At 69.6% G+C, this 14,613-nt stretch carries 14 protein-coding genes; 2 read left to right on the top strand and 12 right to left on the bottom strand.

The annotated features are described in order from the left end of the window. Positions 1-50 precede the first annotated feature (50 nt). Complete coding sequence (locus NQU55_RS30410) at positions 51-386, top strand: GNAT family N-acetyltransferase (protein ID WP_240976713.1); 336 nt, start codon at positions 51-53, stop codon at positions 384-386. Between the two features lie 26 nt (positions 387-412). Next, a complete protein-coding gene (locus NQU55_RS30415) occupies positions 413-658 on the top strand; it encodes a PIN domain-containing protein (protein ID WP_240976715.1) in 246 nt (81 codons plus the stop codon). Between the two features lie 135 nt (positions 659-793). On the opposite strand, the gene NQU55_RS36960 is transcribed toward NQU55_RS30415, so the two are convergent. From NQU55_RS36960 to NQU55_RS30475, 12 genes are all read right to left on the bottom strand, one after another. Beyond that, positions 794-4,561 carry a caspase, EACC1-associated type gene (locus NQU55_RS36960; RefSeq protein WP_256791536.1) on the bottom strand — a complete coding sequence of 1,256 codons (3,768 nt, stop codon included), beginning with the start codon at positions 4,559-4,561 and terminating at the stop codon, positions 794-796. Then, on the bottom strand, positions 4,558-4,971 hold the full coding sequence (locus NQU55_RS30425) for a hypothetical protein (RefSeq protein ID WP_168096054.1): 414 nt from the start codon (positions 4,969-4,971) through the stop codon (positions 4,558-4,560). The genes NQU55_RS36960 and NQU55_RS30425 overlap by 4 nt, the downstream gene beginning before the upstream one ends. Positions 4,972-5,379: 408 nt before the next feature. After that, entirely contained in the window at positions 5,380-5,850 is a 471-nt protein-coding gene (locus NQU55_RS30430) for an NUDIX domain-containing protein (protein WP_168096055.1), read from the bottom strand. A 103-nt stretch (positions 5,851-5,953) separates the two neighbouring features. Beyond that, positions 5,954-6,283: a MazG-like family protein gene (locus tag NQU55_RS30435; protein ID WP_168096056.1), complete on the bottom strand. Its 330-nt coding sequence runs from the start codon at positions 6,281-6,283 to the stop codon at positions 5,954-5,956. A gap of 49 nt (positions 6,284-6,332) precedes the next feature. After that, a complete protein-coding gene (locus NQU55_RS30440) occupies positions 6,333-7,655 on the bottom strand; it encodes a UDP-glucose dehydrogenase family protein (RefSeq protein ID WP_168096057.1) in 1,323 nt (440 codons plus the stop codon). 104 nt (positions 7,656-7,759) lie between these two features. Next, positions 7,760-8,992, bottom strand: a complete 1,233-nt coding sequence (locus NQU55_RS30445) for an SIR2 family protein (protein WP_256791538.1) — start codon at positions 8,990-8,992, stop codon at positions 7,760-7,762. A gap of 224 nt (positions 8,993-9,216) precedes the next feature. Continuing rightward, the gene (locus NQU55_RS30450; protein ID WP_240977020.1) at positions 9,217-9,423 is read right to left on the bottom strand and encodes a hypothetical protein; all 207 of its coding nucleotides are present in this window, start codon (positions 9,421-9,423) and stop codon (positions 9,217-9,219) included. Beyond that, complete coding sequence (locus NQU55_RS30455; RefSeq protein ID WP_240977019.1) at positions 9,420-9,860, bottom strand: hypothetical protein; 441 nt, start codon at positions 9,858-9,860, stop codon at positions 9,420-9,422. Before NQU55_RS30455 ends, NQU55_RS30450 begins: the two co-directional genes overlap by 4 nt. A 56-nt stretch (positions 9,861-9,916) precedes the next feature. After that, entirely contained in the window at positions 9,917-11,146 is a 1,230-nt protein-coding gene (locus tag NQU55_RS30460; protein ID WP_256791539.1) for a helix-turn-helix domain-containing protein, read from the bottom strand. A gap of 96 nt (positions 11,147-11,242) precedes the next feature. Next, positions 11,243-13,009, bottom strand: a complete 1,767-nt coding sequence (locus NQU55_RS30465) for a relaxase/mobilization nuclease domain-containing protein (RefSeq protein WP_168092751.1) — start codon at positions 13,007-13,009, stop codon at positions 11,243-11,245. Further along, on the bottom strand, positions 13,009-13,497 hold the full coding sequence (locus tag NQU55_RS30470) for a MobC family plasmid mobilization relaxosome protein (RefSeq protein WP_372504849.1): 489 nt from the start codon (positions 13,495-13,497) through the stop codon (positions 13,009-13,011). Before NQU55_RS30470 ends, NQU55_RS30465 begins: the two co-directional genes overlap by 1 nt. A gap of 233 nt (positions 13,498-13,730) precedes the next feature. After that, positions 13,731-14,522, bottom strand: a complete 792-nt coding sequence (locus tag NQU55_RS30475) for a DUF2637 domain-containing protein (protein ID WP_168092753.1) — start codon at positions 14,520-14,522, stop codon at positions 13,731-13,733. Positions 14,523-14,613 lie beyond the last annotated feature (91 nt).

Genomic DNA, 14,613 nt, shown 5'->3' on the forward strand with positions numbered 1-14,613 from the left:
TGCGGTGGGCGTGGTCGGCCCGCCACACGGGGAAACGGAGGGGGAGCGCGATGATCGAGGTACTGCCGGTGACTGGAGATCAGTCGGAGATGCTGGGGGCGGCCATCGCCTTGGGCAACCGGTACACGAAGTGGTTGGGGTTGCTCACACCGCCCGCGTACCGGAAGTACGCTGACGGTGGCGGGCTGCTGGTCGCGATGGACGGCGGCGAGCTCGTCGGCTACGCACTCTTCGGCCTCCCCAAGCGTAGCCAGCACGTTTGTCTCGTGCATCTGTGCGTGGCGGAGGAGCACCGGGGCAGGGGGATCGCAAGCCTCTTGAACTCCGCCGCCGCCAGGGACACCGGCTCGGGATCCGTGCCAGGTGTCGGCGGAATTACGGGCTGAGCGCCACACGGAGTGCTCTCGGTTTCGTGCCGAAGGGCGAGGGCCTCGGGCGAGGCGTCGACAAGGAGACCCTCGACACCTGGTGGCTCGACCACGGTCACGAGGACTTGTTCACCGAAGCGCAGAGCGACGCCCTGCTGGTCGTGACCGTCGACCACACCGTCTTCTCGGGGCTTCGCGGTGCCGGCGCCCAGGCTGCCGTCGAAGAGTCGCAGGCCCTTGAGGCCGGGTGGCTCGCCGACCTGGTCGAGCTCGTAGGTGGGGCAGGCTAGGCTGGCCCGTCCCGCCAGGTGGCCCAAAGAGCAGGGGCGGCCCTTCTCCGCGTCCAGCGGCAGGATGGCGGGCTCACAATGAGGACAGGCGCATGGGGAGCAAGAGCCGCGCCGGATCAGGGCACGGGCCAGAGCTCACCCCCGCTGTTCGTCTGTCTCGTACAACCTCCAAGCCGGCCATCGAATCGCTTCGACTTCTCCCTCGTCGCTGCCCAGCAAGTTCCGTCGATGCAGCATGAGCCGAAGGTGGCGGCCTGCGTCGGAGCCCTCTTCGATTCCCCTGTCGAGTAGTACAGCTCTCGGTGCGGTGGCGGCGACGCCTCCCACCAGAGCGTCCGCCGGATGCCCGTTGACTGTCTCGCTCAGCGTGACGGTGGCTTCCTTCGTGCGGGAGAGGGTCTGATACAGGCGTTTGAGTAGCACGTCCTCGTCTCCGCCACCCGGGGGTACGCCGTTCCGCTCCGCAGCCTCCAGCAGCGCGGCGCCCACGCCTCCTCGCTGTCGCCAGAGTTCCTTGTCCCCTACCACGATGAGGTGACTGCGTGCCCGGGTGATGGCGACGTTCCACAGGTTCAGCTGCCCACTGACCCACTCGACGGCGCCCGTATGCATGCCTTCCGCGGCGACGAGGGAGAACACCATGACATCGCGTTCGCCTCCCTGGAAGGTGTGCACCGTACCGATGCGCAGACGCTCCTCGTCGTACGGTCGTAGCCGCTTGCGCAGCGTTTCAGCCTGCGCTGTGAAGGGAGTGACAACGCCGACGGTTGCCTCGGGCGGCAACTGGTCCAACAGGTACGTGACGCTGGCGAGCACTTTGTGGATCTCGTCATCGTTGACCCAGGAGCCGCCGAACGGAGGGCGGGCAGCCCACCCGGTCACATCCGTCCAGATGACGGCGGGGCGGCGCGCCAGAGCGGGACGGCAACGGGTGTCGGTGAGAACGGTCAGCCCACCATCATAGAAGAATTCGTTGGAGATCCCGGCGATGTGCGGATGACAGCGGAAGTGCTCGTCGAGAAGCAATGTGCCGCCTGCGGACTGCTCGGCAGCGTGGAAGGCGGAGTGGCGCCGGTAGGCGAGGTGATGCTTCTCCAACCAGTCGGACGGCAGCCCGTTCCCGCGCCGGATGAGAGCCTCGCGGTGCGGGCTGGTCTGAGTGATGTGCGTGAGCTGCATGGAATCGCCGATGACCAGGGCGCGCCGCGCGCGGAACAGCAACGGCAGGACGTGGGGGATGGCGCACTGGCTGGCCTCGTCGATGACGACGAGATCGAACAGGGCCGGGTCCGGAGGGAAGCGGCGGGCGGAGAGGCTGGTGACTGCCCATCCGGCCACTACGGGGGCGTCCGTCGACGTTCCCGAGCGGCCGAGAACCCTTCCCAACTGCGGCCAGTCGCCGTGTTTGCCGTCCCGAGCCGTCAACAATTCCAGAATGCGGCGGCGTCCGGCCCAGGCGGCGGCTTGGACCGTGGTGGCGAGGAGCATGCGTGAAGCGTCCTGGATGGTGCTCTCCGCATCGCGCAGGGTACCCGTGAGAGCTGTGTCGTCAACGGTGGCGGCATGCTTCCGCCCGTCACGCCACTCCGCCTCGGCCGCGGCGAAGTCGGCGAGCGCGAGGCACCCCGTGGCGGGATCACCGGCGTACCCCTCCAGACCGGCCTTGCGCAGGAAACGGGTTCGGCGCCACGATCCTAGGAAACGCGCGTGGGCGAGGCGACGTGCCTTGTCCTCCAGCTCCTTCGGCCGGGGCGGGCCACCGAGCAGGTCCTGGAGTTCGGTGACGGTGATCCCGAGCTTTTCCGCGTGATGGGCGCGGGCTTCGCCTGCTTGGCGAAGCCGCAGCTCGGTTTCCGCGATGTGGGCCAGAAGCTGCCGTATTTCTGTCAGACGGTCGGTGGCCAGTGCGGTGGCCATGGATGCCGTGGCCACGGTGGTGGACGGCTCCGGGCCGGTACGCAGCGCGTGTAGCGCGGAGGCCTCGTGCTCCGCGTTGTTCTTGCCATTCTTCCGCGCTGAGCCGGTACGCACGACGCTGCCGGGCACCAGCCTGTCACAGCGGCGCCAGACCTCGTCCACGGCATCGTTGTTGGTGGACGCGACCAGTACGGTCTGGCCTGCCGCGATCGCCGTGGCTACGAGATTGGCGACCAACTGGCTCTTGCCGGTGCCGGGCGGGCCCGTGGCCACTGTGAGGCGGCGGGTCATAGCGGACCGGAGAACCGCCGTCTGAGCCTCGTTGCAGGGCAGCGGCGTCACGAGGCGTACCGGTTCGGGGTCCGCGTGGGCGAGGGATCGGGCGCGCTGCGAGGTGTCGGGTGCGAGGACCCCGAGGGCGGTCCTCCCGATCTGGTCCGTCTTTCTGGCGATGTCGGCGAAGTCGTTAAGAAGCCCCTTCGTGAAGCCTGTCTGGGGGCGTGCCGCGAACAGGACCGCGGTGTTGCGGGCCCCGTGGCCGGGCGTGCGGACATCGATGCGGTCGGCGAGCTGGTCGGGACGCAGCTCCTGCACGCACGGTATCTCGAACTCCTGCGTGAGGAGGTTGCGCACTTCCACCGCCATACGGTCGTGCTGTCCTCGATGCCAGGACGGCTGAAACGTGTCGACGAGTTGGTTGGCTTCCTCCTCGCCCAGCCAGTCGTGCGCCAGCTGAGGATGCGGCTGGACGGGGCCGTACGGCTTCAGCCGTACCTCGCCCTCGTCCTGGACGATCTCGACCCGACGCACCAGCAGGGGCGCGAACTTCGGCTGCCGCCAGGGGCCGCCGGTGCGAGGCCCGGTGAGGACCACGGCCGGGTAGCCCGCCCAGAGCTCGACGCTCTCCTCGGCCGCTGAGTCCACCAGCGGGGCCGCTTCCTCGGGGAGCGCGACGCAGCCGTCGTCATCGACGTCGCCGGAGATGAACCTCTCCGCGCCCCCCAGGCACACGTACGACGTGTCCTGATGGCTCACCTCCATCAGAGGTGTCTCGGCGCTCTCGGCCAGGACGCACTCGCGGTAGTAGTCCAGCAGGTTGGCCCACGCGGGCTGCGCGTGAGCGGATTTCGCGGCACGCGGTTGTGCCGCTTCTCTGGCGGCAGCCCGAGGCCGAGAGCTCAGAGGGTCAAGGATGGGGGCCCGGCCGAAGGGGCTGTCCGCGATGACGATGCGGTCGTCGACGCCGAGCGCGGAGTGCACCGGCACCTGACGTCCGCCGTCCTGGGCACGCATGCGCCGGTTGACGTAGTGGAACAGGTCGCTGACCGTTACCGCTTGGCCGCCGTCCTTGCTGACCTTCCCCGTGCGCAGCGCCTCGATGACCTCGCCGGTGAACGCCGACGGCTTCACGTCATCGCCGCCGCCCGCGTCCGCATACGAGTCCTCCCCGGCCCGTGAGGACGACAGGACGTATACGCCCCTGCTGGTCAGCGGGGGCCGCTCGCCGGACTTGGACACAGAGTTCTCGGGCCGTCGGTCTGATGTGCGCAGGCCCATGGCGAACCCGCCGCTGCGGCAGCAGTCGATCATCACGATCTTCTGGGGGGCGACGCACTCTTCCAGCGCGTCGTTGAGGAACCCTGCGCTGACACCGGTCGAGGCCACCCGGCCGTAGTCGGTGTCCTTGGCGACGAAGTGGAACTCGCCGCCGTCGCGTACGGTGCGCACACCGTGCCCGGAGACGTACACGAGCGCGAGTTCGTCCTCGTCGCGCTCCTGAAGGAACTCGCCGATGGCCGCCCGCATGTCGTCGGCGGTGAGATCAGATTCGGTCTGGACGGAGACGAAGTTGCCGATGTTGCGATGCTTCAGGACCTGGGTGAGTCCCCATACATCCGCCCGTACGGAAGCCAGCGGCGAGAAGCAGCCGTCGTCGTAGTGCTCGTTGCCGATCAGGAGAGCCCGGCGCTTGTGGAAGCGGGTCACGCCGCGCCGTCATTCGGTTCGAGACTGTCGCCGCCGGCGACCCGGTCCTGGAACTCGCGGACCATGCGCTCCTGTGCGGCGTCCGGCCGTCCGGTGATCTCGATGGAGTCGTCCCCGACGGTGACCACGACCTTGCGGTGCCGCTCCTTGGCGCACCACTCCTTGATCAGGGTGATCAAGACCTGGGACGCCGGACGGGCGACGGCGGCGGTGGTGGCCCAGAGAGCAACCTCGCCAACGCCGGTGCCCTTAAGGCCCGGTTCGCTGGGCCCGTCGGCGTCATGGAAGCCGACGACGAGGCCGTCCGTGATCCGCAGAGTTTCGTGGAGATCCCGGGTGAGGCGCTCCTGCCGGAGTGTGTCACCGCCTGCGGGCACGGTGAGTGTCCACTGTGGTCCCCCGTTGCGCATGTGCTGCTCCTCGCGTCGATGTTTGGCTTGTCCTGTCCGATCAGCGACTTTGGCACGACGCCATTCCCTGGTGACAGCCCGGCGGCGACGGGAGGGGCGGCATCTGGCCACCTCCGCGATGTGCAGCAGCGTCTCAGTCGTCGACTGTCGTCTTCCCGGGCGATCGCAGGTATCGAGGAAGGAGAGAGGAATTGCCGCCACCTCGCCTGCAGGCCGCATTGTGGAAGCAAGTTCGTGCGGTCTGCTACAAGGCCCTGCAGGCATGGCGGTATCTGTGAGGACGGAGCGACTTGACCTTGCCAAACACAACGATCAAGAAGCCAATGCGCCACGGCCAACCATGCACGAGATCGTTAAGGGGACCATCGCCCGCTCCCTAGCGTCGCGCATGGTCGCAGCTGCTGGTGATCACGGGCTGGCGTCCTCCGAAACGGGGAGGCTCGTCCGCGCGTTCTGGTGGAGGGCGATCGCCTCTCGGCACCACGGGGGTACGCGGAGCCTTGGGAGCACCGAGGCCGGGAACCAGTGGAGCATGATGCCCTCGGTGAGGGGGAGGGCGTGGGCGTCGCCGTTCCAGTGGCCGGTGTAGATGGCGATCGGGCCCTTGCCGAGGTGTTCGACGTTTCTCTGCTGGACGGTGGTGAACTCCCTCAGCGGGATGGTGAGTCCTGTCTCCTCCGCTACTTCGCGCGCGACGGTGTCGGCCAGTGATTCGCCCGGTTCTGGGCGTCCACCGACAGGTGTCCAGTAGCCGGGCCAGCAGATGCCTTCGATGTCGTCGCGGAGGTGGAGCAGGTATTCGCCCTGGCTGTTTGTGATCAGCGCGGATACCCCTGTGCCGGCCTCAATTGCTTCCGCTTCGAGTTCGGTGTTGGTCATCCCGCCATCGTCCACCCCGTGAGTGGGGACGGAGCGTCTACGACACGAGCTGGCGGTCGCGTCCCGAAGGTACGCGACCGCCAGCGTGGGGAGGAGGGAGTGGTCAGGCGGCAGCAGCGGCTTCGCGGCCCCTGTGGGTGCGGCGGTGGAAGATCTCCTCGAAGGTCGTGCGGGCGCCTTCGGGGTCGATGTAGTGCATGGCCAGCAGGGCGGCGATGACGGCGCCGACGAGGTCGTTCTGGACCTCGGACCAGTCGTGTGCATCGCCGCAGGTGGTCAGGCCCTTCAGGCCGTGGAGGGCGTGCATGGCCTCGCCGGCTTCCTCGGCCACCTTGCCCACCTGGAGGGCTTTGAGTTCCTCGTCGGGGAGGTGTTCACCGGCCTTGCGGCAGACGGCGGAGAGCTTGGTGATGTCGTCCCACAGGTCGTCCATGACGGATCTCCCATCCGTGTGTCCTGGCCCCGGGGTGGGGCCTGGGGTTCTACGGTTGTGCAGGTCGGCCGAGCTGGCGCACGGTCCATCCGGCTGTGCGCCAGGTGTCGGCGTTCAGGAGGTTGCGGAGGTCAACGAGGATCGGTTGCTCGACCAGGGCGGACAGGGCCTTGGGGTCGGCGTCGCGGAACTGGGGCCACTCGGTGGCCAGGACGATCAACTCCGCGCCCTTGACCGACTCCTCCAGGTCTTCCGCGTAATCGAGCTCGGGGTGGCGTACGAGTGCGGTGGGCACGGCGTGAGGGTCGTGGACCGTGACGGTCGCGCCACGCTGGTGCATGAGGGCGGCGACGGCGAGGGCCGGAGACTCCCGCACGTCGTCGGTGCCGGCCTTGAAGGAGGCGCCCCACACGGTGACGCGGGCCCCTGCCACTGGTCGGCCGAGGGTCTGCTCGATCAGGGCGAGGGCGGCGGTGGGGCGGGATTCGTTGACCTGCTCGGCGGCTCGCAGCAGGGTTGCCGCGTCGAGGGCGCCGAGGCTCTGGGCGGAGGCGGTGAACGCGCGTACGTCCTTGGGCAGGCAGCCCCCTCCGTAGCCGGGTCCGGCGTTCAGGCCGCCGCGGCCGATGCGCGGGTCGAGACCGATGGCCTCCGTGAGCTGGTGGACGTCGGCGCCGGCGGCGGCGCACATGTCGGCGACGCCGTTGATGAAGGAGATCTTCATGCCGAGATAGGCGTTGGCGGCGCCCTTGATCAGTTCGGCGGTGGCGGGGTCGGTGACGAACAGGGGGATCTGGTTGTGCAGCAGCGGGGCGTAGACCTCGCGGACAACGTCCTCGGCGTGCGGGGAGGGGACGCCGACGACGATGCGGTCGGGGCGGAGGGTGTCCTCGATGGCGTGGCCTTCGCGCAGGAACTCGGGGTTCCAAACGACCTCGACGTCGGTGCCCGCGGGGGCGAGGCGGGCAAGGAGGGTGGCCAGGTCACGGGTGGTGCCGACGGTGACGGTGGACTTGCCGATGATCACGCAGGGGCGGATCAGGTGCGGGGCGAGTGCGCGGGCCGCGCCGAAGACCTGGCCGGTGTCGTAGCTGCGGCCGTCGGCGTCGATCGGTGTGCCGACGGCGAGGAAGTGGACGTCGGCGAAGGCCGCGGCCGCGGCCAGGTCGGTGGTGAAGCGCAGTCGGCCGGACGCGGTGTGGGTGGCCAGCAGGTCCGGCAGGCCCTCTTCGTAGATGGGGCATTCGCCGGCGTTGAGCCGGTTGATCTTCGCCTGGTCGAGGTCCACGCCGATGACCTCGTGGCCGATCTCGGCCATGGCCGCGGCGTGCGGGATGCCCAGGTGGCCGCAGCCGATGACGGATACGCGCATGGTGCCGACGCTCCTTTCCCTGTCTCGCCCGCCCGGTGGTCCGGGCCGGTCAGGGGCGACACGCTAGCGCCGCTGTCCGGCCCGGACCTGATCGTGCAGGTAGGTCAGTTGGTGGCCTTGGCGAGGAGGTTGACGAGTTCCGGCAGACCCTCCGCGGCCTGCTTCCGGCAGACCAGGTCGTCGTCCTGGGGGCTTTCCAGCGGGTAGGGCTTGAACTGGCCGTCGTGCCAGAAGCCCTCGGGGTCGAGGTAGACGACCTTCAGACCGCGCTCGCGGGCGCGGGCCTGGACCTTGCGCCGGTCGGCGTGCAGACCGACGACGAGCAGGGCCTTCGCGCCGTCCACCCACCCGACGTCCGGTACGGCCTGGTCGTAGCGGCGCATGAAGCACTCCTCCAGGCCGGCGCGGGCTGCCAGCACGTCGAAGTTGTTGGTGATCACGGGCCCGACCAGGTGTCCGGCGTCGTGAAGCTCCTTCAGCGCGTGCATGGCGGGTGTCGGCTCGGCCAGGAAGCACGCCTTGAACATCTCGGTGAACTCGGCGGTCTTCTCCTCCGGCTCGGTGAGCACCTCGTGCAGAAGCGGGTCGGAGGTGGGGGAGAGGGTGAAGCGGTGTTCGCGAGGGTCGTCGCCCCGGCGGTCGGTGACGCGGTAGATCTCGTGGAGGCGGTGCAGGGGCGGGATGCCGGCCTCCACGGAGGTGCCGCAGCCGATCTCGACCTGGAAGGGCAGGTGATCGGCGAGGACGGACAGGTCCGGGACGAGGGCGGGTGTGCCGCGTTGGTCCTTGATCCGGATGCCGGTGGCCAGCACGTCCCAGGGCCGCTGCCGCACGGCCGGTGGTGGGGCGTACTGGGCGGAGGTGATCTGGACGTCGAGGCTGCGGTAGTTCTGCGGGAGCTTGCGGCGGGCCACGGCGTCCTGGGGGTGCAGCGCGTACTGCGTGATCTTGCACTTGAGGTCGCGGCGCATCCACGAGGCGCCGCCGGGGGTGCGCTTCCATCCCCCGACCGCGAGCGCGGCCCTCACCGCGTCCTCGTGGGCGGTGATCTCGTCGGCGGGCGCGGTCACGGAGTGGTACAAGTACAGGTCGGTCAGGCCGATCGCGGGGGCGGCCGTGGTCGGCACCAGGCCGTACCGGTAGCGGTAGTGAATGAGGCGGCGACGGGCGTCGTCGCCTCCGCTCCAGCCCGACTGGCCGGCGGTGGCTTCCTCCTGGGTGCGGCGCCAGATGCCCTCCTCGATGTAGCGGGGACGGTCGGCGTCGCCGAAGTAGGTGTTCCACCCCTGCTGCTGTGACGGGGTGAGCTGGTCGACGACGATGTGCGGGATCTCCATGGGTCCCCTCCCTGGTGATGGTCCGCCCGCCCGCCCACAGCGATGGGCGGCCGATCGGGTGCCGTACGACATGTGCCGGGTTGAGCGCTGTTCCGCCCGGCGGAACGGGTTGTGCTGCAGAGCAGCCCGCCGTAGCTCGGGCGGCTCCTCACCGCACCTCCTCCAGGGCGGTGTCCGGTGCTCCGGCACCCGGGGGCAGGCCTCAGGCCGGGGGCCGGAGCGGTCTAGGGGGCCGGCTCGGTGATGTCCGGCATGGAGACGGCCGTGGGCCGCTCGGCGGGGAGAAGATCGGCAGCCTGGCCGCGCAGAACCCACACGGGCCCGGCTAGGCCGAGCAGGGCCAGGACGGTCAGGGCGATGCCGCCGGATTCGCGGTGAGTCGGGCTGCTCGGACCGTGGTCCGGCGCGCGGTGCCGTCCTTCGGGCATCATGCCGCCCCGCCGCGAGAGTGCTCGTGGTCGGCGAGTATGCGTCCGGTCTGGGCGTGCAGGCGCTCAAGGTCGGTCGGCGTGAGGATCAGTGTGGCCTCGCTGCGGCCGCCATCTTCGTGGTGCACGACGATGGCCACCGACCCCTGCTTGGCACGAGGGTCGTAGACCGCGTCGGTGACGAGCAGGGTCGCGTGTGTCGGCCTGGCGGGTACCGGCTCCAACGTGCTGGCGTCGGTCGGCGCGGACCATGCCGGACCACCGCCCGGTGGGCGCAGGTGGTACGTCGCGGCGCCTTCGCCGGGGAGGGCGACGACGACGCCGACTCGGCCGTTCCGGGCGGTGTCGGCGGCGAGGTCGCCGAGCTGGGGAAGGAACGGGGCCGTTGTGCCTAACTCGGCCCCCTGTAAAGGCAGATGGGGAGTTGGTCGTCCGCTCATGCCCCTGACGCTAGGAACGGGTCAGGGGCCGAATATGAGCCCGAGGAATACGACCCTCATCCGTCCAGGTGGAAGCGGTCGGACATGCGCCGCAACTTCTCCCGTGTCGCTGCTCGTTCGGCGTAGACGATGCTGCGAAGGGTGGAGCGGGCGATGGGGTGGTTACGGATGAGCTGGGGTGCGATCCGCTCCGCCCTCTCCAGTTCGCCCAGTGCCTTGTCGCGGTGCCCATCCCATAGCCAGGCTCGCGCAAGATCCATGTGGTGGTGTCCCTGACGCGAGTTGGGCATGGAAGCGACCAGCTCCGGGCTGGTGCGGTGGTTTATCGTCAGGGCCTTCCGCTGCTGTCCCATCTCCAGAGCCACGCTGATGGCGTGGATCTGAACGTTGCCGGGCGAGAACGTCAGCGAGTGCCTGTCGTACACCGGAGGCCCGGTGTACTCGTCCATGCGGTCGGCCGCCGTCCTGGCTAGACCTATGCGGTCTTCTGCCTCCGCTGCCCGGCCGCCTCGTGCTGCGGAGACCGCGGCACGGAGCTGGAGCGTGCCCCATGCCCGCAGGGCCAACGACTCACCCCGCTCGTAGTCCTGCTGAAGAGTGCTGATGGCCTTGTCGGACAGGACGATGGCGTCTTCCCAGTCCGCGCTCGCCCACATGTCCCAGACCCGCATCCAGTCGGCGACCGCGGGCAGGACCGGGTCGCCGGACAGCCGTGCGGACCAGGTGGCCCGCTCGCAGGCCATGGCGACCAGCTCGGGGTGGCCCAGAGCGTGGGCGGCGGTGTGCGCGAACTTGCAGCACACCGCGTAGATCGCGTAGGCCTCCTCCCGCTCGTGGCCGGTGGTCACCTCGGCGAGGGCGCGTGACTCACGGAGCAGGTCCGGCAGGACGCGCAGGGTGGCCACGTTCGCGGCGGCGTCCCGCAGTCGGTGCAACCGCGTCATCTCCCGCCACAGCTTCGCTGCCGGACGCGGGGTGCCGTCGAACACGGGGGCGAGGTCGTAGCGACGCAGCTCCCGCAGGATCGAGGAAGCGGCAACCTGCCACTGGTTCTCGTCGGGGGAGCTGGTGTACGGGCGGCCGATCAGATCATTGGGATGGACGTGCAACTCGGCCGCCAGCAGGTTCAGGACGCCGACCCTGTCCAGTTCGATCAGGCCGCGCTCCATCTTCGAGACCCAGCCCTGCGACTTGCCCAGAGCGGTGGCAAGGTCGGCCTGCGGCATGCCCAGGCGGAGGCGGGCACGACGGGCTCGGCGACCGATCTCCTCGGCTTCCTCCAGCATCACTGCACCCCCGACCTGTTGATGGGGCGGCTCGGCTCAGGCGTTCGGCAGGGCATGGTGCCTCCGTCCGTTCGGGCGTCTCCATCAGAACGGTACCTATGCCAGCGCATTCCTTGCTGATGGCCTCGTTTCCGCGAGGCCATGGCGCTGGGATCTCCGGTGCCGGGCAGGTGCCGTATAGGCAGGCTGCGAGGGGATCTGTGTGGCATGGCTGGGCTGTGCCGGTCGTGCTGTCGCGGTCGTGCGGGCTTGGGCGGCTCGTGCTCGGTCGCCGGGGGCCCGCCTGGCGGCGAGGCGTTGGATGCGCCAGGTGAGGGTCCCGGCGGTGGAGCGGGCGTCGTCCAGGGTGCGCAGGCGTGCGGCGCGCTGGAGGAGCTGCTCGGGGTCGTGGCCGGCGTTCTCGGCCTCGGTCAGGGCGGCGGCCAGTGCCGGCCAGGCGGGGTCGTCGAGGACCTGCTGGGCGTAGTCGGGCACGGCTATGAGGATTCGCTGGGCGTGCCGTTCCACGGTGCGGGCTGGAGGGTTGCTCTGGGCCAGGGTTGCCAGCGGCTTCGCTGCGGCCTGCTGGTAGGCGGCCTGGAGATGGAGCAGGGTCTGGTGGGCGGCGGCGACCTGCTGGTTGTGCTGGCGAGCCTGGTGCCAGCTGGCTGTCGCGATGACGACGAGGACGGCGATGTCGAGGAACATCGCTAGCCCGGACGTGTCGCCGGTGACCGGCGCGCCGCGCAGGGCCCGGACGGCGCCCCGGAGGGCACGGGCTTGGTCTTGCTGCGCGTGGATGCGGGAGCGGGTGGCGCGTTCGAAGGCGACGGCAGCCTGCTGCAGCTGTGGCCGCTGGTGGCTGGGGGCGAGCAGCGGCAGGACGTCGATGGCCTCACCGAAGGCGGCGATGTGGGCTTGGGCGGATTCGTCGTCGCCGTAGTTGAGGTGGTGGGGGATGCGCTCGGCCGCGGCGGTGGCCTGGTGCCAGGGGTTGGGTCGGCGCCGGCTGCCCGGCTCGGGGGCGGGCGGGGTCTCGATGGCGGTGAGGCGTTCGTGGATCTTGGGGAAGGACAGGTCGGGGGCGAGTTTGGCGCCGGAGAACCAGACGGGCTCGCCGGCGGCGTTGGTGTCGCCTTCGACGGCGACCTTGTATCCGTGTACGTCGCCGGAGGGGAAGCGCTGGACGTCGACGAGCACGCCCTCGACGCCGTCGAGCAGGCGGAGGAAGTCCTCTGGACCGGTGGCGATGGAGACCAGTTGCCGGACAGTGGTGCGCAGGCGTTCGTGGGAGGTTGTGTCCTTGCCGACGCGGCGGGCCTTCTCGGTCTCGGCGCGGGTGGGGCGCTTGGCTGCGGTGCGGTCACCTCGTACGACCTGCTGGAGGCCGTATTCCTTCTCGACGGCGGCGAGTTCCTTGTCGGCCTTCAGGTAGTCGTTCCAGTGGCGGGCGGTGCGCAGGTCGCCGCGGACCTTGGTGGCAGCGATGTGGATGTGGTCGCCGGCGTGGCGTACGGCGACCCACCGGCCCCCGTCGGGGTCACCTTGTGGCGCTATCCCGGTGGCCGCCACAATGCGGCGCGCGATGTGCGCCCACTCGGCGTCGGTGAGGTGCCGGTCGCCAGGAGCGGCACGTACCGAGCAGTGCCACACGTGGCGCTCGGGCGCACGGCCTAGCCGCCTGGCCTGCTTGACGCGCAGGTCGAGGTCCGCCACGAGGAGCTTCTTCGTGGCCTCGAAGTCGTCGGCGCGGCCGGGGTCGGGCGCGAAACCGTCCCAGGAGGCGACCAGGTGTGGGTCGGTGTGGTCCTTGGCCGTCTTCGTGTGGAACAGGTACCGGATCAGGCCGGCGGTGCTTCTGCCGCTGCAGATCTTGGCGATCATCAGGCGGCCTTCGCGGAGACGGCATGGTTCATGACCTGCGCGATGTCGCCGATGGCGGCGCGGACGGCGTCCAGGGTGCGCTCGGTATGGGCGAGGACGGTGGTGTCCAAAGGGTGTGGAGCGCCTCCGGCGTTGAGGCGGTGGGCGATCTGGTTGACGTTGGTGCCGATGCGGGCGACCTCGGTCCGTAGGGCGTCGAGCTTGTCGAGGTGGTCGTCGAGCCGGGTGCGCTGACCGGCCATGGTGAGGGTGAGGTCGCCGTCGAGGTAGGCCGTGATCACGGAGCCGACGAGGTGGGCGCCGGTGATGCCCATTTCATCGGCGCGGGTGACGATCCGGGTCTTCTCGTCGACGCTGTAGCGGACGTCGACACGCTCTTTGCGCTGGGTGTTTTCGCGGGTACGACGGCGAGCGATACGACGCAGCGTGACTTCGTCGGCGGGTGGTTCCTCCTCGGGCACCCCCTGGTGCCCGAGGTCCTCCGCCACCCCCGGGGCGGAGGTGTTCGCGTTGGACCGGCCCTTGGACGGTCCAACGCCATACCTTGCTCCGCCGGGGGCTGGGTGAGCGGGGATCTCCGGTCGGGTGGTGGGGGAGGGAGCGGAGCAGTGTTCTTTGCGCATCGTTGGGCCTTCTGGCGGTGGGTTGGAGGGGGAGGGCAAGTGGAGTTCGCCCCAGGAGTCTCTGGGGCGAACGGTGGAGCTTGCGGACCGGGCCGGGTCTATGCGGCGTCTACCCGGGCATGGTCGAGTTCGTCTTGGAGGCAGTTCTTGACCTCGTCCAGGCGTTCACGGCCGATGCCGAAGCCCTTGTCGCGGATGGCCTTCTCGATGTGGCGACGGGATACGTGGCCACCACGTCCCAGCGGTGCGGTGCGGCCGATCTCGACGGCCTGTTCCAACGTGGCGCTCGGCTGCTGGCCGGACCGTCCGGCGGGCCGTTTTTTGGGCTGAGCCACTTGATCGGTGGCGTCCGGAGCCACATCGCTGACCGGCAACGGTTCCGGGGTAGTGGTGGCGCCACTTGCGGCGATGTGGCTGGGCTCTTCGTATGGCTCCGTCCGGGCGGGACGGCGCTGGACGAGGAGGTAGAGGTGGACGGCGCCGGCGAGGGCGAGTGGAGCTATGGCGGAGATGACGCCGACGGTGATGTCGTCGAGCGCGAGTCCGCTCTGGCGGGTCTGCTGGTTGAGACGGACGGCGTGCAGGACGTTGGCCCAGATGCTCGTGCCGGTGGCGATGCCGACCAGCGCCGCGACGTACAGGCGAGACCACAAGGGCGAGGCGCGCAGGACGAGCAGGGCGCCGATGCCGATGGCGATGAAGCCGTCGATCACGAGGGGGAAGGCGTAGGTGAGCACCTGGTGGATGTGGCTGGCGGCGGCCATCTGACGCAGGGCGTCGTAGGAGAGGGCGAAGGCGGCCAGGGCCAGCAGGGCCACACCGGTGCGGATCGAGGCGGCGAGGGCCGCCGGTACGGAGACGGGGGTGAGAGTGGTGGTGGGTGAGGGCAAGGGTGGGGGTGCTCCAGGCGTTGGGGGTAGAGGCTGTGTCCGTGGCGGGTGGGGGCCCGTTGCGACTCGTCGCGTGCCTGGTCAGAGCAGG

Origin of the sequence: Streptomyces telluris (genome assembly GCF_024519335.1) — a bacterium.
Lineage (GTDB): Bacteria > Actinomycetota > Actinomycetes > Streptomycetales > Streptomycetaceae > Streptomyces > Streptomyces telluris.